This is a genomic window from Olsenella phocaeensis (assembly GCF_900120385.1).
Classification (GTDB): domain Bacteria; phylum Actinomycetota; class Coriobacteriia; order Coriobacteriales; family Atopobiaceae; genus Olsenella_I; species Olsenella_I phocaeensis.
The window spans coordinates 1,863,641-1,883,165 of the sequence record NZ_LT635494.1 but is presented as its reverse complement, the minus strand read 5'-3'; the positions used below and the strand labels follow the sequence as shown (position 1 = coordinate 1,883,165).

Sequence of the window (19,525 nt, the reverse complement as noted above, 5' to 3'; positions counted from 1 at the left end):
TCCTGCGCCTCGAGGGGAACGGCCGCGTCGTCGACCTCGAGTGCACGGCGACCTCGGATCCGCCGCGGCGCCATTGGAGGCGCAACGGGAAGGCCTGCGCCCCGCAGGACCTGCCCCGGACCCTCATGTCGGTGCTCTTCTGCCCGGACGACCTCTCGCTCGTGAAGAGGGGGGCCTCGTATCGCAGAGACGAGATAGACGACTTCGGACGGCAGGCCGCACCTGGCTACTCCCGTCTCCTGCAGGCCTACGGCCGTGCGGTCGACCAGCGAAACCGGCTCCTCAAGGAACCCTATCCAGACCTCTCGCTCCTCGACGCCTGGGACAGCTCGCTGGCGCTCGGCGGCTCGGCCCTCCTCGTCGCCCGCGAGAGGCTGTTCGAGAGGCTCCGCCCGCGCGTCGTCGAGGTGTACGGACAGATAGCGGCCGGCGAGCGCCTGTCCTGCTCCTACGAGTCCTCGTTGGGCATAGACCTCGCCGGACTCTCCCGCGAGGAGGTGTGCGACGCCTTTCTCGCCCGTCTGTCAAAGATCAGGGGAGACGAGCTCAGGCGCCAGCAGACGCTCGTGGGGCCCCAGAGGGACGACCTAGCCTTCAGGGTGGAGGGCCGCGACGCGCGGAGCTTTGCCTCGCAGGGGCAGCAGCGCACGATCGTCCTCGCCTGGAAGATGGCGGAGGTCGATCTTGCCCGCGAGGTCGTGGGGCAGCTTCCCCTGCTCCTCCTGGACGACGTCATGAGCGAGCTCGACGCCGACCGCAGGGGCGCCATGACGCGCTTCGTCGAGGAGGGGATGCAGACCGTGGTCACCACGACGAACCTGGGCTACTTTCCCGAGGAGCTGCTGGCGGACGCGGAGGTGGTCCACATTGGCGAATAGGGGGGAGGGGGGCCCGGAGAGCCTGGGAAGCTTTTTGGGGAGCTTCCTCTCGGGCGGCTTCGGAGGCCGACTGAGCGCTAACCAGAGGGCTGCGGCCGTCTGGTATCGAGCCAATGGCGACACGGAGCGCTGCCACACGACAGGAGTCTTCCTCCGTAAGGCGCGCACCCCGGCGCTCCCGCCCGTCCTTGGGGTCTACGTTGATTCCTCGAGCCGTCTCACCGACTTCAGCGCGAGCAGGGACGTCTATCTTGCGCGCCTCGCCAACGCCGGGCTCGAGCTGTCGGGCATAGAGTTTCGCCTGACCCGCCGTCCGCGCACCGAGACGGCCCCGCATGAAGCGCGGCCAAGCGGCAAGAGGCGCCCGATGGACCTCCCGCCGTTGGGTGAGGCGGAGAGAGGCAGGGTCGAGCGGCTCACCTCAGACCTCCCCGACGGGCTTCGGCAGAACGCCTCACGGGCCATGGAACTCTCCCTTAGGCGTGATACGCTCAAGGCAAGAGAATCTGGCGCCGACGCCAAAAAATAGGTCCATAAGCCGTCAGAGACGGTTTCATGGATATTCTGACCGGTGTTTTTTCATTGGTACCAATACAATTCCTCCACTTTGAGAGGATATGTGGCCTAGAATCGCAAGGTCCCATGCACCATGGACCAACCACGCTGAGTGAGAGAGGAACCACGTGGCCAAGAACGAGAACAACTACGGCGGAAACGAGATCAAGGTCCTCGAGGGCCTCGACCCCGTCCGCAAGCGCCCTGGAATGTACATCGGCACGACGAGCTCCGCGGGTCTCCACCACCTCGTGTGGGAGATCGTCGACAACTCGGTCGACGAGGCCATGGCAGGCTACTGCAGCAGGATCAAGGTGACCGTCCACGCCGACGGGTCGGTGACGGTCGAGGACAACGGCCGCGGCATCCCCGTCGAGAAGCACCCGCAGAAGAAGATTCCCACCCTCGAGGTGGTGCTCACCATCCTCCACGCAGGCGGAAAGTTCGACAACTCCGCTTACAAGGTGTCCGGCGGGCTCCACGGCGTGGGCATCTCCGTCGTCAATGCCCTCTCGAAGCGGCTCGTGGCCCAGGTGAAGCGCGACGGCGGCATCTGGGAGATGGAGTTCTCGCGCGGCAAGGTGACCAGCAAGATGAAGCGGGTCGGCAGCTCCAAGGCGACCGGCACCACCATCACCTTCTGGCCCGACGAGGAAATCTTCGAGACGACAGTCTTCGACTACGAGGTGCTGCGCAACCGCCTGCAGGAGACGGCCTTCCTCAACAAGAACCTCAAGATTGCCCTCGTCGACGAGCGCGAGCTCACGCCCCGCACGGACGAGTTCTGCTACTCCGGCGGCATCGTGGACTTCGTCAAGTTCCTCAACGAGGGCAAGACGATCCTGCCCGGCTGCTCCAAGCCCATCTACATCGAGGGCAGCTCCGAGGAGGGCGCGCCCGTCGACAAGCGCGGCGAGGTAGAGGTCTCCATGCAGTGGAACGCGGGCTACTCGGAGACCGTGATGACCTTTGCCAACGACATCTACACCGACGAGGGGGGCATGCACCTCGAGGGCTTCCGCACGGCGCTCACCAAGACGATGAACGACTACGCCCGCAGCCACAACCTCCTCAAGGAGAAGGACAGCAACCTCACGGGCGACGACATCCGCGAGGGCCTCACGGCGGTCATATCGGTCAAGCTCCCCGACCCGCAGTTCGAGGGCCAGACCAAGGCCAAGCTGGGCAGTTCGTACATGCGCGGCCTGACCAACAAGATCGTCTCGCAGGGTCTCTCCGAGTATCTCGAGGAGCACCCCAACCAGGCCAAGGAGATGTTCAAGAAGGCGTCCCAGGCGGCCAAGGGCCGCCTCGCGGCGCAGAAGGCCCGCCAGGCGACGCGGCGCAAGGGCCTGCTCGAGAGCGCTGCGCTTCCTGGCAAGCTCGCGGACTGCTCCGTGCGCGACGCCTCGATGACTGAGCTCTTCATCGTGGAGGGCGACTCCGCAGGCGGGTCGGCCAAGGATGGTCGCCGCCGCGACATCCAGGCCATCCTCCCCCTGCGCGGCAAGATCCTCAACGTGGAGCGCGTGGGCGACCACAGGGCCTTCTCGTCCGAGACCATCCAGGCGCTGATCACCGCCATCGGGACGGGAGTCACGACCTCCATGGGAGACGGCGGGGACTTCGACATATCCAAGGCCCGCTACCACAAGATCATCATCATGACGGATGCCGACGTCGACGGCGCGCACATCCGCATCCTGCTCATGACCTTCTTCTACAAGTACATGCGACCCCTCATCGACGCAGGCTACGTCTACAGCGCCTGCCCCCCGATCTTCGGCGTGAAGGTGGGCAAGAGGATCCACTACGTCTATCCCGACGGCCGCACCGCCGAGGAGACCCTCCTCGCCCAGGCGATCGAGGAGTACGTCCCGCGCGACGGAGAGGGCAAGCAGCGCAAGTACAGCGTCCAGCGCTACAAGGGCCTGGGCGAGATGGATCCCCAGCAGCTCGCGGACACCACCATGGACCCCAAGAGCCGCATTCTGCAGCGCATCACCATCGAGGACGCGGCCAAGGCGGAACTGGCTGTGTCCAGGTTGATGGGCTCGCAGGTCGAGTACCGCAAGGACTACATCGAGCGCCACGCCAAGGATGCGCGCTTCCTCGACATCTAAGCGAAGGGACAGCAAGTGGCAGAAGACAACGACACCCCCCGGGAGGGCCAGGACGGCATGCTGCCGGACGACCTCCGAGAGCTGCTGAGTCGCGCGGAGCGCGACGAGTCCGACGTTCCCGTCTATGACCCCGACGCCGAGGACGAGGCGGGCATGGACGACGGCGCCGAGGACGACGCGGACGAGGAGCTCGAGCTCGCTGCGGACAACCGTCCCGACGGCGACTCCGTGGACATCCATGGCGGCAGACTCCAGATGCACGAGTTCGGACACGAGATGGAGCAGTCCTTCATTGAGTACTCCATGTCGGTCATCACGGCCCGCGCCCTCCCTGACGTCAGGGACGGCCTGAAGCCCGTCCACCGGCGCATCCTCTACGCCATGAACGAGGCAGGCATCTTCCCCAACAAGCCCCACAAGAAGTCGGCCTGGACCGTCGGCGAAGTCATCGGCAAGTACCACCCGCACGGCGACTCCGCCGTCTACGACGCCATGGTCCGCCTCGCCCAGTGGTTCTCCATGCGCGTCACCCTCGTCGACGGACACGGGAACTTCGGCAACATCGACGGAGACTCCGCGGCCGCCATGCGATACACCGAGTCCCGCCTGGCCCGCCCCGCCATGGAGCTGCTGCGCGACCTCAACAAAGACACCGTCGATTGGAACCCCAACTACGACGAGTCCCTGCAGGAGCCAAGTGTGCTTCCCGCCCGTTTCCCCAACCTGCTGGTCAATGGCTCGCAGGGCATCGCGGTCGGCATGGCGACCAACATCCCGCCCCATAACCTGGGCGAGGCCATCGACGCGACCTGCCTGCTCATCGACAATCCCGACGCCACGACGGACGACCTCATGAGGGTCATGCCGGGTCCCGACTTCCCCACCGGCGCGGTGATTATGGGGTCCGAGGGCATCAGGCAGGCGTACGAGACGGGCAGGGGCATCCTCACCGTTCGCGCCAAGGCCCACGTAGAGTCCACCAAGGGTGGCCGCAACAAGCTGGTGTTCACCGAGTTCCCCTACGGCGTCAACAAGGGCACGCTCCAGGAGAAGATTGCCCAGCTGGTGAACGACAAGCGCATCGAGGGCATCTCCGACATGCGCGACGAGTCCAACCGCAAGGGCCTGCGCCTCGTCATCGAGCTCAAGCAGGGCGTCATCCCCGAGGTCGTTCTCAACAACCTCTACAAGTACTCCTCGCTCCAGACCTCCTTCGGCATCATCGACCTCGCCCTCGTCAACGGCGTGCCCAAGCTCCTCTCGCTCAAGGAGATGCTCCAGTGCTATATCGACCACCAGGTGGAGGTGGTCACGAGGAGGACCCGCTTCGACCTGGCCAAGGCGCAGGCCCGCGCCCACATCCTCGAGGGCCTGCTCGTCGCGCTCGACAACATCGACGAGGTCATCAGCATCATCCGCTCCAGCCGCACCGACACCGAGGCCTCAGAGCGCATGATCGCGCGCTTCGGCTTCACCAAGGAGCAGACGACCGCCATCCTCGAGATGCGCCTGCGGCGCCTCACCGGCCTCGAGCGCGACAAGATCCAGGAGGAGCTGGACGGCCTGCACCGGGCGATCGCCTACTACGAGGAGCTCCTGGCGGACGAGCGGAAGATCCTTGGCGTCATCAAGACCGAGATGGGCGAGATCCGCGAGAAGTACGCCGACAAGAGGCGCACCACCATCTCTGACGCACCCGTCGCCCTCGACGTCGAGGACCTCATTGCTGAGGAGGACATGGTCGTCACGGTGACCCACTCCGGCTACGTCAAGCGCCTCCCCGTCTCGACCTATCGCTCCCAGAAGAGGGGCGGCAAGGGCATCCAGGGTCTCTCGCTCAAGGACAACGACTTCGTCGAGGACCTCTTCGTGGCATCTACCCACGACTACGTGCTCTTCTTCACCAACAAGGGCAAGGTCTACCGCGTCAAGGTCCACGAGCTGCCCATCGGCTCGCGTCACGCGCGCGGCTCGGCGCTGATAAACGTGATACCGCTTGCCGAGGGCGAAAGGGCCGCCGCCGTCATCACGACGCGCGAGTTCCCCGAGGACGAGTACCTGCTCTTCGCCACCTCCAGGGGCATGGTCAAGAAGACGGCCATGAGCGACTACGACAAGAGTCGTCGCGACGGTATCATCGCCATCAACCTTAAGAAGGACGATGAGCTGGTCAACGTGCGCCGCGTGAAGCAGGGAGAGAACGTCATCCTCTGCACCGACGCCGGCAAGGCAATTCGCTTCGACGAGGGGGAGGTCCGTCCGACTGGCCGCGACACCTCGGGCGTGAGGGGCATCACCCTGAGGGATGACGCCCGCATGCTGGGCATGGAGATTTCCAATGGCAAGGGCGACCTGCTCGTGGTGACCGAGAAGGGCTACGGCAAGCGCACGCCCGTATCCGAGTACCCCGAGCACAAGCGCGGCGGGCAGGGCGTCTTCACCATCGCCATGACCTCCAAGAAGGGCAACCTCGTGGCCTGCCGCGTGGTCGGCCCGCAGCACGAGCTCATGATGGTGTCCGAGGAAGGCGTGGTCATTCGCGTGAAGACCTCTGACATCAGCCTGCTGGGCCGGTCGACCCAGGGCGTGAAGATAATGAACATTGGCGAGTCCGACCGCGTGAGCGCCGTGGCACGCATGATCGCCCGCAAGAAGAAGGCGCCCAAGGCCAACGTCAACCAGGGCATGCTTGACCTTGGCGCCGCAGGGGCCCGGGACGCCGACGACGAGGATCCCATCGACATCGGCGGCGAGGAGGAGCTCGACGAGTCCTTGATCGAGGACGATGACGAGTAGGCCCTCCGACATGAGGTAAATGGGGACCCCGGGCAAATGCCCCGGGGTCCCTCCCTATTCGAGCCAAGTTCCTGGCGCGACGCTCCGAGTCCGGAGGCCGTTGGGCCTACTAGTCGAAGTCCTCAGGCGAGATGGACTCGACGAAGTCGTGGAAGCGCTCCATCTCCTGCTCTTCCTCCTCTCGCCTGACTCCCTGGAAGTCGGGCAGCGCCGCAGCCTCGAGCACGTGCTCGTCCGCGAAGAGTGGCACGTCCATCCGCACCGCGAGCGCGATGGCGTCCGAGGGGCGGGCATCCACCTCGACATGGCTGCCGTTGGGGGCGGTGAGGAGCAGGTTGGCGTAGAAGGTGGTGCCATGGACGTCCACGATCTCTACCGCGTCGAGCGTGGCTCCAAGCTCGCGGATGGTGCGCGCCATTACGTCGTGGGTGAGGGGGCGCCCCTGGTGCTCGTCACCGATGCCCATGCTTATGGCGGTCGCNGGAGGAGCAGGTTGGCGTAGAAGGTGGTGCCATGGACGTCCACGATCTCTACCGCGTCGAGCGTGGCTCCAAGCTCGCGGATGGTGCGCGCCATTACGTCGTGGGTGAGGGGGCGCCCCTGGTGCTCGTCACCGATGCCCATGCTTATGGCGGTCGCCTCTATGGGACCGACCTGTATGGGAAGTTGTATGGGCTCCTCGTCCCTGTCCGCGGTCCTGGTCTTGAGGACTATGAGCGAGGTGACGGGCCCGCCGCCCACCACGATCGTCTGTATGTCCATTCTCTTCACGTCGTCGCACTTCCTCGTACCTGTTTGTGTAGCTATGGTACCCAGACGCCGGCGCCTCTCCCCAAATGTGAGGGAAATCGCAAAGACCAAACTTTTTTGTTGACCGGCCATCGGGCAGCAGGTATTATCTCTTCTTGCGTTGGGCCCGTAGCTCAGTTGGTCAGAGCGTCCGGCTGATAACCGGGAGGTCACAAGTTCGAACCTTGTCGGGCCCACCATTTCTTGAAAATAAACGCCCCAGCGCAGCCGAGTCGCCGCTGGGGCGTTTATTACTCTAGATGGGGCAGGCCGCCGCGCAACACGGGGACGTAGCTCAGCTGGGAGAGCGCGGGCTTTGCAAGCCTGAGGTCGTGGGTTCGAACCCCATCGTCTCCACCATGCAACTCCGGCCAGGGACTCGTCCCTGGCTTTTTTATTCTCGGAACAATGCCTGGTCCCTGCCCCCTTGGCAGGACAGCTCGGGCTTGCGCTACCATCGACGGGACACTGACGCGAACGGAAGGACCTTCTCCATGGCAGCAGACGAGTGCAGGCGCGACGGGGTCTCGTCAGAGCTCGACGTGCTCTCGAGCACCCTCATGGGCGACGCCTTCGACATGTTGGCGACCGGTGACGAGGTCAACGTGCTGCTCGTGGTCCAGGACGAGGACGGCAACGCGGGCTCGTACGAGTTCTCTGACGACGGAATCGAGCAGTGCATCGAGGCGGCACGAAGCAAGGTCCTCGAGCTTCGTCATGCCATGGGTGACGAGGAGGCAGGGCTCGGCCTTCCCGTGCGCTATGCGCTCGCCTACGAGGGTGCTGTGGGGGACGACGATGGCTCCTACCAGGATGCCCTCATGCTCGAGTTTGGCGAGAGGGGATACAAGAGTTATTCCGCGTTCTCCTACTTCGAGGGCAGGGGAGAGGGCGACGGCTTCCGTTGGACGGAGCCGGCACCCGCCGGCGAGCTCGAGCCGCTGATCTAGCGTTCCCTCGCCCTCTTGTGCGTCCCAAGCGGCAGTTTGCGTGGAGTGCAAGCGCTTTTCGGCCAGTGCGCACAACGTATGGCGCTCGTGCAGTAAAGTCTCTCGCATCTATGCAACGTACGTCGAACGAGAGGCCCAAATGCTCCAGGAGCACATCAGGAACATCGCAATCATCGCCCACGTAGACCACGGCAAGACGACCCTGGTCGACCAGCTGCTCAAGGCAACCGACGCCTTCCGCGAGAACCAGCAGGTCGAGGAGCGCATCCTTGACTCCAACGACCAGGAGCGCGAGCGCGGCATCACCATCCTGGCAAAGAACATCTCGATTGACTACAAGGGCGTCAAGATCAACGTGATAGACACTCCCGGCCACGCCGACTTTGGCGGCGAGGTCGAGCGCGTGCTCAGGATGGCCGACGGAGCGGTGCTTTTGGTGGACGCTGCCGAGGGTCCCATGCCCCAGACCCGCTTCGTCCTGCGCCACGCCATCGACGCAGGTCTCAAGATCATGGTCTGTGTGAACAAGATCGACAAGGACGCTGCCAACCCCGAGCGAGCCCTCAATGCCTGCCTCGACCTGATGATGGACCTCGGGGCCAATGACGACCAGCTCGAGTTCGCCATGGAACACGTCGTGTATGCCTCCGCCGCCAACGGCTTCGCCCGCCTGGACCCCGATGACGGCAACCAGGACATGCTACCCCTGCTCGACATGGTCGTGGACTCCCTTCCCGCTCCCGACGCGGACGTCGAGGGACCCCTCGCGATGCAGTGCGTCACCATCGACCACTCGGAGTACGTCGGTCGCATCGGCATCGGTCGCATCTACTCGGGCACCATCCACGACGGCGACAAGATTCTAGTGGTGAAGAACGACGGCTCCCGTGCCATGAGCCAGGTGAAGCAGCTCTTCACCTTCGACTACCTGGGACGTACCGAGTGCCAGGAGGTCGGCGCCGGGGACATCGCTGCCGTCGTGGGCGTCGACTCGACCGACATCGGAGACGTCTACACCGACCCCGAGAACCCCGTCGAGCTCGACCCCATCGAGATCGACCCCCCGACCCTTGCCATCGTCTTCGAGCCGTCCACCTCGCCCCTCGTCGGCCGCGACGGGGACATCGTGGGTGGTCGTCAGCTGAAGGAGCGCCTCGAGCAGGAACGCGAGAACAACGTGACCATGCGCATCGAGGAGCTTCCCGACAAGACCGGGGTTGAGGTCGCCGGCCGCGGCATCCTGCACCTCTCCGTCCTCATGGAGGACATGAGGCGCGAGGGCTTCGAGTTCCAGGTGGGCCGACCCCGCGTCCTGATCAAGAAGGACGAGGACGGCAACCGCGTCGAGCCCGTCGAGCAGGCCGTCGTCGAGTGTCCTGGCGAGTACGCGGGCAAGGTCATCGAGCTCTTTGGCAACGTCGGGGGCACGATGACCCAGATGGACGCCGGCACCACCCAGACCCACCTCGAGTTCAAGATCCCCACCCGCGGCATCATGGGCCTCAAGAACCGCATCCTCAACGTCACCCACGGCGAGGCGGTGTTCTACCACACCTTCCTCGAATACGGTCCCTATGCGGGAGAGATCGGCGGACGTCAGAACGGCGCCATGATCTCGATGTCGACGGAGAAGGCCGTCGCCTACGCCCTGGGAACCCTCCAGGAGCGAGGGCAGCTCTTCGTGGAGCCTGGCACCGAGTGCTACGAGGGCATGCTGGTGGGCGAGAGGTCCAAGCCCGGTGACATGGTGGTCAACATCGCCCGCACCAAGAGCCTGGGCAACCAGCGCTCCTCCACGGCGGACATCGCCGTCCAGCTCACGCCCCCCAGGACCTTCACCCTGGAGGAGGCCTTGGAGTACATCATGGACGACGAGCTCGTCGAGGTGACCCCCAAGAACATCCGCCTGCGCAAGCGCATCCTCAACGAGACCGAGCGTCGCAAGTGGCGCGTGCGTCACGGCATGGTGGACAAGTAGCGCAGGGGCTCATGCGCAGCAGGCGCAGACGAGGGGCGCCGCCCAAGGGATCGGGCGGCGCCCCTCGTCACGCGTCAGTTGGTTGCCCTATCGCTTGTCGTCCTCCTCGCGGCTGAACTTCGCCCGCGCATAGCGGCGCACATAGACCTCCGCATCCTCCTGGCCACGTGCCGCGGCGCGTGTGTAGACCTCGCGCGCGACCTTGCCCACGGTGGGGCTGAGGTCCACGCCAGCTGGCGAGAGCACGTTGAATCGGAGCGACCACATGCGAAGCCCCACCACCACGAGCACTCCCAGGATGGTCGCCCAGGGTTGGTTGACGTGTGCCACCGAGGCCATGATCCAATAGGCGAAGGAGCCTCCCAGGGCGCAGAGGGCATAGAGGTTGCTCCTCAGGAAGATGCGCGGCGTGTCTCCCAGGGCTATGTCCCTCATCATGCCGCCGCCTACTCCCGTGATCGTGCCCATGAGGGTGCAGGCCCAGGGGGTGAGCCCGTAGACGAGGGCCTTGTCCGTGCCCGCCACGACGAAGAGCCCGACCGAGATGATGTCCGTCCAGGCGAGCAGTCGTGGAAAGCGGTGGAGCGACCCCGAGAAGAGGAAGCCGATGATTCCCGTGAGGACGGCAGCGGGGATGGCGAGGGTGGAGCGAAGCATGTAGACGTCGCCCACCTGCATTATGGTGTCGCGCACGAGTCCTCCGCCCAGGCCTCCCAGCACGGACAGCGCGAGGTAGCCAACCAGGTCCAGGTCGCGTTCCTTAGCGACGAGCACCCCCGTGAGGGAGCCCACCATCACGGCGGTGAGGTCGAGCCATACAGGGATGCTCGCGGGTGCGTTGCCTGCGGCAGATGAGAAGAACTCAGGAACCATGCGCCCCTCTTTTATGTCGTCGTTGCGGTTAGGCGCCTATGGTAGCGCGTGATGACGCCCGTGCCTCCTTCCACACGACGGGACGTCCCCTTGGCCTCGCAGATGGAGAAAAATTGGCTGTCGCGCTGCCCGGGGAAGTAAGGTATACTTGCGCGTGCGGTTTCAGGGAGAGTTGTCCGAGTGGCCGAAGGAGCACGATTGGAAATCGTGTATACGCCTAAAGCGTATCCTGGGTTCAAATCCCAGACTCTCCGCCAGAACTTCCAGCGGCGCCTCCGGGCGCCGCTTTCACACCCTTCGGAGGGGTGGCAGAGTGGTTGAATGCGGCGGTCTCGAAAACCGTTTAGCCCCTCGGGGCTACGAGGGTTCGAATCCCTCCTCCTCCGCCAGAACTTGCAGACCCGCCCTTGGTGGCGGGTCTTTTTTGTGCCTTCATGGCGGCTTCGGCTGTCGGAAACGTGCGTATATCCTATATATTCAGCAATAGGTGGCCCTGACAGACCCCAGGCGCGACCTTCTGCGGACGCCTTTGCGATGGGAGGGCCTCATGGCACACGACAGCGCTTCATATTGGTCCAGGGCATGGGGGCTGCTCACGCGCGACAAGGGCTGGGCTAAGGTCCTGCTGGTCATGGGCGTGGCAGGCTTCGTCCCCATCGTGGGGATGCTTGGGACCTCTGGCTACGGACTCGAATGGGCCCGGCTCACCGCCTGGGGCGTCGACTCGGCTCCAAAGCAGAAGGACGTGAGGGTGGGGGAGTGCATCTCCAGCGGATGGAGAGGCCTCGTCTCCGCGCTCGGCCTCGTCTGCCTTTGGGCAGCCCTGAGGATGCTCTTTGCCCAGTCGTTCGAGGAACATCCCTTCGGTCTCATCCTCATGGCACTTGACCTGGCCGTCGGCGTCATCTGTTCGCTCTGTGCCCTGAGAGCGGCCATCTATCAGGACTTCAAGGCTGGTTATCAGGTCAACCGCATCATCGACATGATTCGCAGGGACCCCGTCGGGCTGGGAAGGATCATCCTCGCCGTCTTCCTCATGGACGTCGTCATTTGGTTCGTGGTCGCCCTCTTCGCCGTGATAATGGCGGTCGCGTTTGCCTTTTCGGCCCTCTCCGTGTTCGGGGCCACGGAAGGCGTGGACGTCCCCCTGGACGTCATGCTCAGATACCAGACCTTCTCGGGGCTTTTCTTCCCCACCATCATAGTCATGGTCTACCTGGTGCTCGTTGCGTACAGCTTCGTCAACCTCATGGAATACAACATGCTCGCGCTCTGGCTTCGTCAGTTCGACGTCCCCTCCTGGGGGTCCAGCTCTGACCCGCTTCCTGATGTCCCTGTGCCGCCTGCTGTGCCCGTTGTGTCCCCCGTGGTGCCAGGGGACCTCGCCATCGAGCCCACGGCTTCTACCGATGCGCCATCGCCCGAGGGCGTTTCGGGCACTGGCGCCTGCGCCCTCGCGTCTGCCGCCTCGTCAGATTTCATGCCAGGGGATGAGGCCTCCCCGGTCCCGGGCGATTCAAGTTCGACGCCGGCGTCCGCGGCGGGTTTGACCTCGGAGCTGGAGGTTCCGGGTTCTTCCGTCTCGGATGACAAGGACGGAAGGGAAGGCTCAGAGGAAGATGCTGGCGTGGAGGTCATAGATCTGAGCTCCCCTAGCCCTAGGGGCGATGCGACACAGGACGGCGTCGCTGGCATCAGACTGCAGGGGGACGAGGTCGAGCCAGGCGAATAACGGCAGAAAACACCCATTCCATTCGAGCGTATGCCCATTTGGTGGAGAAGAGCTGACCTGCCGGCGCTTGCTGCCACCTCCCACGACATGACCTACCTGCGAGGCGACCCTCACCCATTGCACACGCTGGCAGTTGGGAGAGGGCCAGCTGCCAGCTAGTAGGGACATCCTTGATGTGGGGAGTGTATGGGAGCCGGAGGGTGTGGGGGGAAACACGCAGGCCAGGCCCAAGTCCTGTGTTACGATTCCAAACCGAACCTTTCCTGCTCCGGATGCAACCTTCACGTTCCGGAGCCGTTTAGCCCAGAGGAGGTGACCACATGAAGGCTTATGAACTGCTGTACTTTGTCGATCCCGCAGCCACCGAGGAGACTCGCGCTGGCGTCATGAAGCGTATTGACGTCGCTGTTACCGAGGCAGGCGGCACCATCGACAACGTCGAGGACTGGGGCAAGCGCAAGCTCGCCTTTGAGATCGACAACCTCACTGAGGGTGACTACACCCTGATCAACTTCCATGCAGACCCCACCCAGATCGCCGAGCTCGACCGAGTTCTGCGTATCAACGATGCCGTCAAGCGCCACATGGTCGTGCGCCGCAGCGACAGGGACTAGTCATGGAAGCGCAGGCAGCACGCCTGCGAATGAGAGGCAGTGAGCAACGTGAGCATCAACAGGGTGAACATTTCCGGTAACCTCACGCGTGACCCGGAGCTGAGGGCCACCCAGGGAGGGATGCAGATCCTCTCCTTTGGTGTCGCCGTCAACGACCGGCGCCGCAACGCCCAAGGCGAGTGGGAGGACGTTCCCAACTTCATCGATTGCGTCGTGTTCGGCAACCGTGCCGAGCCGCTCAGCCGTTTCCTCTCCAAGGGCTCGAAGGTTGCCATCGAAGGCAAGCTTCGCTGGAGCCAGTGGGAGCGCGACGGCCAGAAGCGCAGCAAGATCGAGGTGGTGGTGGACGAGGTCGAGTTCCTCTCGTCCAGGAACGCCCAGCAGCAGGGTGGATCCCAGGGGTACCAGCCCCAGGGCGGCTATCAGCAGCAGCCTTCCTACCAGCCCCAGGGCGGGTACCAGCAGGCGCAGCCCAGCTATGCCGCCCCTGCTCCGGCCCAGGCACCCGCTCCCGTCCAGCCCCAGGCCCCTCGTCCCGCCGTGCCCAATCCGCCCCAGACGGACGTTTACGACGAGGACATCCCGTTCTAGCTTCACTTAGGGCGGCACCGCCGCCAAAGAAAGGCATTAAGACATGGCTAAGCAAAGGCAAGTCGAACAGCGCCAGCCGCGTCGCAAGTTTTGCCAGTTCTGCAAGGAGAACGTTGAGTTCATCGACTACAAGGACGTCCAGCTCCTTCGCAAGTACATGACCGACCGCGGCAAGATCAAGCCCCGTCGCGTCACTGGCGCCTGCACGCAGCATCAGCACGACATCGCGGTCGCCATCAAGCGCGCCCGCGAGATGGCCCTTCTGCCCTACTCCGTCCCCGTGGTTTCCAGCCGCGGCGGGCGTAACCGCGGCTAACCGGGCCGTCCGAGCAAAGACGACACCACGTGGGCGAGACGAGCCATAGCTTCATCCCTCGGGTAGACAAGGGCCTGTTGGATGCCTCCAACGGGATGCGACCGGGCGCTGGTCCCAACCTGAGGCGGGTTCTTGCGAACCTGCCCTCACAGGGGCTTTCCTGGGCGATTCTGGGAGGGGCGGTCTCTGTACTCAGCACGGCGCTCGCGGCTGCACTCGTGGCCTTCGGGCTCTCTGGTGCTGCGGGAGAGGGAGGGACGAGAAAGACGTTCCCCGCCTTTCTTGCCGCCCTCGCTGCGGCATCGCTCGCTGCTGCCGTATACGACCCCCTTCGTCTTGTGACTGCCCTGCCCGCGCTGGCCAGCGCCTTGGCGCTCGTCCTCCTTGCGGACGAGACGGGCATCACGGCATCGAGGGCCTGTGTCTTGGTCCTCGTCTCCGCTGCGGCCGCACTGGGTTCCAGTGCCGCCGTCGCGGCGTCGCAGGGGACGAGCGTCACCGCCCCCATGGAGGCCTACGCGGCTTCCATAGTCGCGGCAACGGGCGGCTCGCAGAGCCTGGCGCTTCGGGAAGAGGTCGGACACGCCCTCTTCCTCGTCAGGACCTACTGGCCGCTCGCCTACCTGGCGAGCGGTGGCCTCCTCGCGGCCTCCTCGAAGCTCGGGAGGGACGCGTGGCTGCGCGGTAGGGGGCTAAGGCCTCGGAGGACGCCCCTGGCGAACTTCGACGCTCCCCTCTGGGTCCTGCCGGCCTTCGTGGTCGGCCTCGCCCTGAGCGTGGCCGCATCGCGGCTGACCGGCCTTCCGGCGGGCATCGGCCTTGCTGGCAGAAACCTCCTCACAGCTGCGCGGGTGGTCCTCTTCCTGCAGGGTTGCGCCGTCGCCGTGGGCTTCCTCAAGAGGAGGGACGCTGGTGTCGCCACCCAGGCAGTCGCCGTGATGGTGGCCGCCTGGCTCGAACTGTCGTTTGTAATCGTGAGCGCCGTTGGCGCCATCGACCTCGTTGCTAACTTCCGCGGACTTCCGCGGAGTCGCACCAGCGTGGGTTAGGCGCCTGCAGGGCTCAATGCAGGGAGTCGGCCTAGGCCGACCAACAAAAAGGAGTTCCCATGAAAGTCATCCTTCTGGATGAGCTCAGGGGCAAGGGCGGAGAGGGCGACATCGTAGAGGTCGCCCAGGGCTATGCGGAGAACTTCCTGTTCCCCAGCAAGATCGCCCAGCCTGCCACCCCTGGCAACATCAAGCAGCTTGAGGAGCGCCGTCACAACATCGAGAAGCGCGAGGAGAAGCGCATCGGCGATGCAGAGGCGACCAAGGCCCAGCTCGACGGCAAGTCCGTCACCGTCGACGCCAAGGTCGGCGAGAACGACCAGCTCTTTGGCTCCGTGACCGGCACCCAGATCGTCGCCGCCATCAAGGAGCAGCTCGGCGTAGAGGTCGATCGCAAGCGCCTCGTGCGCAGCGCCGCGATCAAGACCGCCGGCAGGCACCAGATCGAGATCAACCTCTACCGCGAGATCAACGCCGTCGTGACGGTCCTCGTCGGCGTGACCGAGGAGGCTCCCGTCGAGGAGCCTGCCGAGGCCGAGGAGGAGGTCCAGGTCGAGGAGGCCGGCGAGTAGGACTCGCTGGTCCGCCCAGCACCCACTAGCTGGTGTTATCAACACGAATCGCAGCTAGTGGGCGCAAGCGGAGGCCTTTGGCCACAAAATGAACCACAAGAGGGGTCCCATGGCGGAAGGCCACGGGACCCCGCCTCTTTGTAAACGAAACAAAGAGACAAATCATCTACCTGCAATTATTCATCTATTACGCATACCTATGTCACAAAGTCGCACATGGTCATGCTGGTTGTCTAATAAGCAGGGTGGGGGCGTGGATGTAGAAAACTCCGTTGGCAAAATAATCCCAATTTTGTCGAAAACTGTGAAAAATGGTGAAAGCCCCGCTAGTAGGGAATAGCTATCAACAATGCCCTGTTGACGGGTCTGTTTGACATATCTGGCCGCGTCTGGATGCGCTACCATGCCCACGCAGCCGACGCTAGGAGAAGCCATGCCCGACGCAACGTACGACGACTATCCCTCGATGCCCCGCGCCGACGTGACGATGCCGCAGGACCGAGCCGCCGAGAAGTCGGTCCTCTCGGCCATGCTGCTCTCGCAGGACGTCCTCCAGGAGTGCCTCGTCGATTTGGACGAACAGGACTTCTACCTCTACTCCCACCGCGCCATCTTCCACGCCATGAACGAGATGTTCGACCGCGCCCAGCCCGTGGACCCCATCTCGATGGCGGATCACCTCAAGAGCGCGGGACAGTTGGACAAGGTGGGTGGCATGGCCTACCTCCTCGAGCTCAACGAGGACTCCCTCTCGCTCGCGAGCTGGCGCCACCATACGGAGATCCTGCACCGGGACTCGACCCTGCGCGCCATCATCGCGGCGTCGGCGAGGATCACCGCCCTTGCCTTCGACGCTCCCGAGGACACCAAGGAGGTCGTGGATACCGCCGAGAACCTTCTTTTGGGCGTGACCAGCAGGGAGATAGGCGATAGCTACTCGGACCTCTCGGAGGTCATGGGCAACCTCTACAACGAGCTTGGGGAAGCCTGTCTCAACCCCGACGGCACCCTGGGCGTCCTCACCGGGTATCCCGGCATAGACCGAAGGCTCCAGGGCCTCCGGGCGGGCCAGATGATCGTCATCGGCGCGCGCCCAGGCGTGGGAAAGACCTCCTTCGCGCTCAACCTGGCAACCAACGCCGCGGCCAACGGCGCCTCGGTCGCCTTCTTCTCGCTCGAGATGAGCAAGGTCGAGATCGCGCAGAGGCTCCTCTCGGCCTATGCGAAGATCCCCCTCTCGGACATCCGCGGCGCCCGCATCAAGGACAACCAGTGGCCCACGATCCTCGAGGCCACGCGCGACCTCTCGCGCCTGGACATCATGATCGATGACACCCCGGGAACCACCGTGACCGAGATTCGTGCCAAGGCCCGCCGCATGCTCAAGGGCAAGGAGAACGGCATCGTGCTGGTGGACTACCTGCAGCTCCTCTCGCCCCCCTCGGGACGCCAGCGCGCCGACTCCCGCGCCACCGAGGTCTCGGAGATGTCGCGTGGCATCAAGATCATGGCCAAGGACCTCGAGTGTCCGGTCGTGGCCCTCTCGCAGCTCAACCGTCAGGTGACCGACCGAAAGGGGCAGCGTCCCCAGCTCTCGGACCTGCGCGAGTCCGGCTCCATCGAGCAGGATGCCGACATCGTCATACTGCTCGACCGCTCCATGACCGAGGAGGAGGCGGAGAGGCCCGACCGCCCCGACTTCAACGTCACGGAGTTCATCATCGCGAAGAACCGCTCGGGACCCCTGGACATCGTGCCGCTCATGTTCCTGCCCGGCTCGACCAAGTTCGTCGAGGTGGACAGGCATCACGAGGGCTAGCGGCAGCGCGGCGGAACATCCTGCGGCCCGTCTCCGTCCCCAGGGCGGTGCGGGCGTCCGCGCCCCGCTGCCGTATAATTGGCCGGTAAGCACGGAAACCCAAGAAGGAGACGCAATGCCTGCATCAGTGCTGGTGGGAACTCAGTGGGGCGACGAGGGCAAGGGCAAGGTGACCGACCTCATCGCGGGTGACTACGACGTGGTCTGCCGCTTTGCTGGTGGCGCCAACGCCGGACACACCGTCATCGCCGGAGGCCACAAGCTGGCCCTGCACCAGGTTCCCTCCGGGGTCATGTACGAGGGCACCTACCCGGTCATAGGCAACGGCTGCATCGTCGACCCCGAGATCCTCCTGGGAGAGATCGACATGCTCGAGGCCCAGGGCATCTCCTGCGACGACCTCAAGATCAGCGGCAACGCCCACATCGTCATGCCCTACCACAAGGACCTCGACGGGGCCCACGAGAAGAGGCTCGGCAAGAACCTCATCGGCACGACGAAGCGCGGCGTCGGACCCACCTACATGGACAAGATGAACCGCACCGGCCTGCGCGCGCAGGACATGCTGGACGAGAAGATCTTCCGCGAGAAGCTCGAGGCCGCACTCGAGTACACCAATCCCATCCTCGAGAAGGTCTACGAGCTGCCCACCTACACCGTGGAACAGATCTGCGAGACCTACCTTCCCTACGCCGAGCGCATCAAGCCCTACATTGTGGAGAGCTCGCTCTTCCTCAACGAGCAGATCGAGGCAGGTAAGAACATCCTCTTCGAGGGCGCCCAGGCCACCATGCTCGACATCGACCATGGCACCTACCCCTTCGTCACCTCCTCGAACTGCACTGCGGGCGGAGCCGTGACGGGCTCTGGCGTTGGTCCCGTCCACATCAAGCGCGTCCTTGGCATCGCCAAGGCGTACCTCACCCGCGTCGGATCCGGACCCTTCCCGACCGAGCTCTTCGACGAGGTCGGCGACAAGCTGGGCGAAGTTGGCCACGAGTACGGCGTCACCACTGGCCGCAAGCGTCGCTGTGGCTGGTACGACTCCGTCGTCGTCAACTACGCCGCCCGAGTCAACGGCCTCACCGACCTCGCCATCACCAAGCTCGACGTACTGGGCTGCCTGGACCAGATCAAGGTCTGCGTCGCCTACGAGTGCGACGGCAAGCGCTACACCACGGTTCCGGAGCATCAGAGCGTCTTCTACCACGCGAAGCCCATCTACGAGACGCTTCCCGGCTGGAACTGCGACATCTCGGGCGTGCGGGACTTCTACAAGCTCCCTCGCGAGGCAAAGGACTACATCGACTTCCTCGAGCAGCTCGCAGGCGTGCGAGTCTCGATCATCACCGTCGGCCCCGACCGCGACCAGACCATCGACAGGTGCTGGAGGTAGTCCGGCGCGTGACAAGGAACCCCCGCGACAACTGGGCCTTCGCCATAGTCTGCGACAGCCTCTGCGACCTCCCGCTGCCCGTCTTCGAGGCGGCGGGAGTCGTTCCCCTGGCGCAGGTCGTGCGAATCGCCGGCACGGACTACCGGGACTGCGTCGACCTCGACCCCTCTGACTTCTATGTCCAGATCTCGTCCACGCACGGGCAGGTCAACACCTTCGCGCCCTCTCTCGACGAGTACGTGGACACCTACAATCGACTGGTTGCCGAGGGCTGGAAGGACGTCGTCTCGCTCCATGCCTCTTCGGCGATGAGCGACTCCTTCGCCCTTGCCCAGGAGGCCGCGTCCCGAGTGACTGGCGCAAGGGTCGAGGTGGTCGACTCCTGCGGGACGTCGGGGCAGCTCGCCCTGGTGCTCGCCTGCCTCGTCTCCTCCCGTGACGGGGGCTGTGACACGGATGAGGCCCTCGCCCGCGTGCGTGAGGGCGCCTTGGCG

17 protein-coding genes and 4 tRNA genes are annotated in these 19,525 nt (G+C 64.4%); 18 read left to right on the top strand and 3 right to left on the bottom strand.

Features of this window, described 5'->3' with window-relative positions; translation table 11 throughout:
* From recF to gyrA, 3 genes are all read left to right on the top strand, one after another.
* Positions 1 to 878, top strand: an 878-nt coding sequence (recF, locus tag BQ7388_RS09070) for a DNA replication/repair protein RecF (protein WP_072500314.1), incomplete at its 5' end; no start/stop codon positions are given.
* 683 nt (positions 879 to 1,561) lie between these two features.
* On the top strand, positions 1,562 to 3,556 hold the full coding sequence (gene gyrB / locus BQ7388_RS09060) for a DNA topoisomerase (ATP-hydrolyzing) subunit B (protein ID WP_062531525.1): 1,995 nt from the start codon (positions 1,562 to 1,564) through the stop codon (positions 3,554 to 3,556).
* Positions 3,557 to 3,571: 15 nt separating this feature from the next.
* Entirely contained in the window at positions 3,572 to 6,352 is a 2,781-nt protein-coding gene (gyrA, locus tag BQ7388_RS09055) for a DNA gyrase subunit A (RefSeq protein ID WP_200781459.1), read from the top strand.
* 109 nt (positions 6,353 to 6,461) lie between these two features.
* Here gyrA and BQ7388_RS09050 read toward each other — a convergent pair whose 3' ends face one another.
* Positions 6,462 to 6,818 (bottom strand): bifunctional nuclease family protein, encoded by a 357-nt coding sequence (locus BQ7388_RS09050; RefSeq protein ID WP_234946912.1) that lies wholly within the window; start codon positions 6,816 to 6,818, stop codon positions 6,462 to 6,464.
* A gap of 2 nt (positions 6,819 to 6,820) precedes the next feature.
* Positions 6,821 to 6,976 (bottom strand): bifunctional nuclease domain-containing protein, encoded by a 156-nt coding sequence (locus tag BQ7388_RS13630; RefSeq protein WP_456319934.1) that lies wholly within the window; start codon positions 6,974 to 6,976, stop codon positions 6,821 to 6,823.
* A gap of 288 nt (positions 6,977 to 7,264) precedes the next feature.
* On the opposite strand from BQ7388_RS13630, the gene BQ7388_RS09040 reads away from it, so the two are divergent.
* The 4 genes from BQ7388_RS09040 to typA all read left to right on the top strand — a co-directional run bounded on the left by BQ7388_RS09040 (position 7,265) and on the right by typA (position 10,069).
* Positions 7,265 to 7,341: transfer RNA gene (locus tag BQ7388_RS09040), tRNA-Ile, on the top strand.
* 84 nt (positions 7,342 to 7,425) lie between these two features.
* Positions 7,426 to 7,501 (top strand) — tRNA-Ala (locus BQ7388_RS09035).
* Between the two features lie 134 nt (positions 7,502 to 7,635).
* Positions 7,636 to 8,091 carry a hypothetical protein gene (locus BQ7388_RS09030; RefSeq protein ID WP_072500312.1) on the top strand — a complete coding sequence of 152 codons (456 nt, stop codon included), beginning with the start codon at positions 7,636 to 7,638 and terminating at the stop codon, positions 8,089 to 8,091.
* A gap of 139 nt (positions 8,092 to 8,230) precedes the next feature.
* On the top strand, positions 8,231 to 10,069 hold the full coding sequence (gene typA, locus BQ7388_RS09025; protein WP_072500311.1) for a translational GTPase TypA: 1,839 nt from the start codon (positions 8,231 to 8,233) through the stop codon (positions 10,067 to 10,069).
* 87 nt (positions 10,070 to 10,156) lie between these two features.
* Here typA and BQ7388_RS09020 read toward each other — a convergent pair whose 3' ends face one another.
* Positions 10,157 to 10,942 (bottom strand): trimeric intracellular cation channel family protein, encoded by a 786-nt coding sequence (locus BQ7388_RS09020; protein ID WP_072500310.1) that lies wholly within the window; start codon positions 10,940 to 10,942, stop codon positions 10,157 to 10,159.
* A gap of 166 nt (positions 10,943 to 11,108) precedes the next feature.
* Between BQ7388_RS09020 and BQ7388_RS09015 the strand changes: the two genes are divergently transcribed.
* The 11 genes from BQ7388_RS09015 to BQ7388_RS08965 form a co-directional block, all read left to right on the top strand.
* Positions 11,109 to 11,199 (top strand) — tRNA-Ser (locus tag BQ7388_RS09015).
* Positions 11,200 to 11,241: 42 nt separating this feature from the next.
* Positions 11,242 to 11,331: transfer RNA gene (locus BQ7388_RS09010), tRNA-Ser, on the top strand.
* 158 nt (positions 11,332 to 11,489) lie between these two features.
* Positions 11,490 to 12,674, top strand: a complete 1,185-nt coding sequence (locus tag BQ7388_RS09005) for a DUF4013 domain-containing protein (protein ID WP_072500309.1) — start codon at positions 11,490 to 11,492, stop codon at positions 12,672 to 12,674.
* A gap of 320 nt (positions 12,675 to 12,994) precedes the next feature.
* Complete coding sequence (gene rpsF / locus BQ7388_RS09000) at positions 12,995 to 13,288, top strand: 30S ribosomal protein S6 (RefSeq protein ID WP_009278269.1); 294 nt, start codon at positions 12,995 to 12,997, stop codon at positions 13,286 to 13,288.
* Positions 13,289 to 13,336: 48 nt separating this feature from the next.
* On the top strand, positions 13,337 to 13,879 hold the full coding sequence (locus tag BQ7388_RS08995; RefSeq protein ID WP_062531807.1) for a single-stranded DNA-binding protein: 543 nt from the start codon (positions 13,337 to 13,339) through the stop codon (positions 13,877 to 13,879).
* Between the two features lie 43 nt (positions 13,880 to 13,922).
* Positions 13,923 to 14,195, top strand: coding sequence for a 30S ribosomal protein S18 (gene rpsR, locus BQ7388_RS08990; protein WP_062531519.1), 273 nt, complete (start codon positions 13,923 to 13,925; stop codon positions 14,193 to 14,195).
* 29 nt (positions 14,196 to 14,224) lie between these two features.
* Positions 14,225 to 15,244: a DUF2232 domain-containing protein gene (locus BQ7388_RS08985; RefSeq protein ID WP_072500308.1), complete on the top strand. Its 1,020-nt coding sequence runs from the start codon at positions 14,225 to 14,227 to the stop codon at positions 15,242 to 15,244.
* 59 nt (positions 15,245 to 15,303) lie between these two features.
* Positions 15,304 to 15,816 carry a 50S ribosomal protein L9 gene (gene rplI, locus BQ7388_RS08980; RefSeq protein WP_009278265.1) on the top strand — a complete coding sequence of 171 codons (513 nt, stop codon included), beginning with the start codon at positions 15,304 to 15,306 and terminating at the stop codon, positions 15,814 to 15,816.
* Between the two features lie 433 nt (positions 15,817 to 16,249).
* Complete coding sequence (gene dnaB / locus BQ7388_RS08975) at positions 16,250 to 17,635, top strand: replicative DNA helicase (RefSeq protein ID WP_009278264.1); 1,386 nt, start codon at positions 16,250 to 16,252, stop codon at positions 17,633 to 17,635.
* A 115-nt stretch (positions 17,636 to 17,750) separates the two neighbouring features.
* The gene (locus BQ7388_RS08970; RefSeq protein WP_072500307.1) at positions 17,751 to 19,031 is read left to right on the top strand and encodes an adenylosuccinate synthase; all 1,281 of its coding nucleotides are present in this window, start codon (positions 17,751 to 17,753) and stop codon (positions 19,029 to 19,031) included.
* A partial coding sequence (locus tag BQ7388_RS08965) for a DegV family protein (RefSeq protein ID WP_234946911.1) occupies positions 19,019 to 19,525 on the top strand: 507 nt, incomplete at its 3' end. The genes BQ7388_RS08970 and BQ7388_RS08965, both read left to right, overlap by 13 nt.

Excerpts from the sequence above, each read along its gene's own strand:
- rpsF (WP_009278269.1), top strand. The coding sequence starts at position 12,995 with ATGAAGGCTTATGAACTGCTGTACTTTGTCGATCCCGCAGCCACCGAG.
- BQ7388_RS08970 (WP_072500307.1), top strand. The coding sequence starts at position 17,751 with ATGCCTGCATCAGTGCTGGTGGGAACTCAGTGGGGCGACGAGGGCAAG.
- dnaB (WP_009278264.1), top strand. The coding sequence starts at position 16,250 with ATGCCCGACGCAACGTACGACGACTATCCCTCGATGCCCCGCGCCGAC.
- typA (WP_072500311.1), top strand. The coding sequence starts at position 8,231 with ATGCTCCAGGAGCACATCAGGAACATCGCAATCATCGCCCACGTAGAC.
- rplI (WP_009278265.1), top strand. The coding sequence starts at position 15,304 with ATGAAAGTCATCCTTCTGGATGAGCTCAGGGGCAAGGGCGGAGAGGGC.
- BQ7388_RS09050 (WP_234946912.1), bottom strand. The coding sequence starts at position 6,818 with ATGGGCATCGGTGACGAGCACCAGGGGCGCCCCCTCACCCACGACGTA.
- BQ7388_RS09030 (WP_072500312.1), top strand. The coding sequence starts at position 7,636 with ATGGCAGCAGACGAGTGCAGGCGCGACGGGGTCTCGTCAGAGCTCGAC.
- rpsR (WP_062531519.1), top strand. The coding sequence starts at position 13,923 with ATGGCTAAGCAAAGGCAAGTCGAACAGCGCCAGCCGCGTCGCAAGTTT.
- BQ7388_RS09020 (WP_072500310.1), bottom strand. The coding sequence starts at position 10,942 with ATGGTTCCTGAGTTCTTCTCATCTGCCGCAGGCAACGCACCCGCGAGC.
- BQ7388_RS09005 (WP_072500309.1), top strand. The coding sequence starts at position 11,490 with ATGGCACACGACAGCGCTTCATATTGGTCCAGGGCATGGGGGCTGCTC.